The organism is Halomonas dongshanensis (assembly GCF_024790395.1).
Taxonomy (GTDB): domain Bacteria; phylum Pseudomonadota; class Gammaproteobacteria; order Pseudomonadales; family Halomonadaceae; genus Vreelandella; species Vreelandella dongshanensis.
Map to the genome: position 1 here is coordinate 1 of NZ_JAJISC010000013.1, position 3,020 is coordinate 3,020.

Annotated in this window: 1 rRNA gene; it reads left to right on the plus strand. The window is 54.7% G+C overall.

The features are described from left to right. The first annotated feature begins 76 nt into the window (after positions 1–76). Positions 77–2,965 (plus strand): 23S ribosomal RNA (locus LLY24_RS18260). Positions 2,966–3,020 lie beyond the last annotated feature (55 nt).

The following is a 3,020-nucleotide window of genomic DNA, read 5'->3' on the forward strand; positions in this document are numbered from 1 at the left end:
GAAAACAAACGTGATACGTCTCAAGCGTATCCGGCAATATCGTGTTCATTGCCCCCTCGACCCCTTCGGGTTATAGGGTCAAGCAATGAAGCGCACACGGTGGATGCCTAGGCAGCCAGAGGCGATGAAAGACGTGGTAGCCTGCGATAAGGCTCGGTGAGGTGGCAAACAACCTGTGACCCGGGCATCTCTGAATGGGGAAACCCACTCAGCACAAGCTGAGTATCGTGCACTGAATACATAGGTGTACGAGGCGAACCGGGGGAACTGAAACATCTAAGTACCCCGAGGAAAAGAAATCAACCGAGATTCCCCTAGTAGCGGCGAGCGAACGGGGACCAGCCCTTAAGCGTATGACTGATTAGACGAAGGCATTGGGAAGTGCCGCCATAGTGGGTGATAGCCCCGTAGTCGAAAATCTGAATGCGTGAAATCGAGTAGGTCGGGGCACGAGAAACCTTGACTGAAGACGGGGGGACCATCCTCCAAGGCTAAATACTCCTGGCTGACCGATAGTGAACCAGTACCGTGAGGGAAAGGCGAAAAGAACCCCGGAGAGGGGAGTGAAATAGATCCTGAAACCGTGTGCGTACAAGCAGTAGGAGCCCACTTGTTGGGTGACTGCGTACCTTTTGTATAATGGGTCAGCGACTTATATTCAGTGGCGAGCTTAACCGTATAGGGGAGGCGTAGAGAAATCGAGTCTTAACTGGGCGACCAGTCGCTGGATATAGACCCGAAACCGGGCGATCTATCCATGAGCAGGTTGAAGGTTGAGTAACATCAACTGGAGGACCGAACCAGGATCTGTTGAAAAAGATTTGGATGACTTGTGGATCGGAGTGAAAGGCTAATCAAGCCCGGAGATAGCTGGTTCTCCTCGAAAGCTATTTAGGTAGCGCCTCACGTATCACCACCGGGGGTAGAGCACTGTTTCGGCTAGGGGGTCATCCCGACTTACCAACCCGAGGCAAACTCCGAATACCGGTGAGTGCCAGCGTGGGAGACACACGGCGGGTGCTAACGTCCGTCGTGAAAAGGGAAACAACCCAGACCGTCAGCTAAGGTCCCCAAATCCTGGTTAAGTGGGAAACGATGTGGGAAGGCTCAGACAGCTAGGAGGTTGGCTTAGAAGCAGCCATCCTTTAAAGAAAGCGTAATAGCTCACTAGTCGAGTCGGCCTGCGCGGAAGATGTAACGGGGCTAAACCAGGTACCGAAGCTACGGGTTCATCCTTATGGATGAGCGGTAGAGGAGCGTCGTGTAAGCCAATGAAGGTGGATTGAGAAGTCTGCTGGAGGTATCACGAGTGCGAATGCTGACATGAGTAACGATAAGGGGAGTGAAAAACTCCCCCGCCGGAAGACCAAGGGTTTCTGTTCGATGCTAATCAGAGCAGAGTGAGTCGGCCCCTAAGGCGAGGCCGAAAGGCGTAGTCGATGGGAAACGGGTCAATATTCCCGTACCGGACATGATTGCGATGGGGGGACGGAGAAGGCTAGGTGAGCCAGGCGTTGGTTGTCCTGGTGAAAGTCAGTAGGCTGGGGAATTAGGCAAATCCGGTTCCCCAAGGCCGAGAGACGAGACGAAGACACCACGGTGTCGAAGTCATTGATGCCACGCTTCCAGGAAAAGCCTCTAAGCTTCAGATCATGTGCGACCGTACCCCAAACCGACACAGGTGGTCAGGGTGAGAATCCCAAGGCGCTTGAGAGAACTCGGGTGAAGGAACTAGGCAAAATGGTGCCGTAACTTCGGGAGAAGGCACGCCGGCGTAGGGTGATGAGACTCGCTCTCTAAGCCCGAACCGGTCGAAGATACCAGGTGGCTGCAACTGTTTAGTAAAAACACAGCACTCTGCTAACGCGCAAGCGGACGTATAGGGTGTGACGCCTGCCCGGTGCCGGAAGGTTAAGTGATGGTGTTAGCGTAAGCGAAGCTCTTGATCGAAGCCCCGGTAAACGGCGGCCGTAACTATAACGGTCCTAAGGTAGCGAAATTCCTTGTCGGGTAAGTTCCGACCTGCACGAATGGCGTAATGATGGCCACGCTGTCTCCACCCGAGACTCAGTGAAATTGAAATCGCCGTGAAGATGCGGTGTACCCGCGGCTAGACGGAAAGACCCCGTGAACCTTTACTATAGCTTCACACTGGACGCTGATGTTGCTTGTGTAGGATAGCTGGGAGGCTTTGAAACCCGGACGCCAGTTCGGGTGGAGCCAACCTTGAAATACCAGCCTGGCATCATTGGCGTTCTCACTCAGGTCCGTTATCCGGATCGAGGACAGTGTGTGGTGGGTAGTTTGACTGGGGCGGTCTCCTCCCAAAGCGTAACGGAGGAGCACGAAGGTACCCTCAGCACGGTCGGACATCGTGCAATGAGTGCAAGAGCATAAGGGTGCTTGACTGCGAGACAGACACGTCGAGCAGGTGCGAAAGCAGGTTCTAGTGATCCGGTGGTTCTGTATGGAAGGGCCATCGCTCAACGGATAAAAGGTACTCCGGGGATAACAGGCTGATACCGCCCAAGAGTTCACATCGACGGCGGTGTTTGGCACCTCGATGTCGGCTCATCACATCCTGGGGCTGAAGTCGGTCCCAAGGGTATGGCTGTTCGCCATTTAAAGTGGTACGCGAGCTGGGTTTAGAACGTCGTGAGACAGTTCGGTCCCTATCTGCCGTGGGCGTTGGATGTTTGAGAAGAGCTGCTCCTAGTACGAGAGGACCGGAGTGGACGCACCTCTGGTGTTCCGGTTGTCACGCCAGTGGCATTGCCGGGTAGCTATGTGCGGACGGGATAACCGCTGAAAGCATCTAAGCGGGAAGCCCCCTTCAAGATGAGACATCCCTGAGGCCTCGAGCCTCCTGAAGGGCCCAGCGAGACCAGCTGGTTGATAGGCACGGTGTGGAAGCGCTGCAAGGCGTTGAGCTAACGTGTACTAATGGCCCGTGAGGCTTGACCCTATAACACCCAAGGGGTTGAGGGGTAAGAACACGACGGATACGCGAGACGATCACG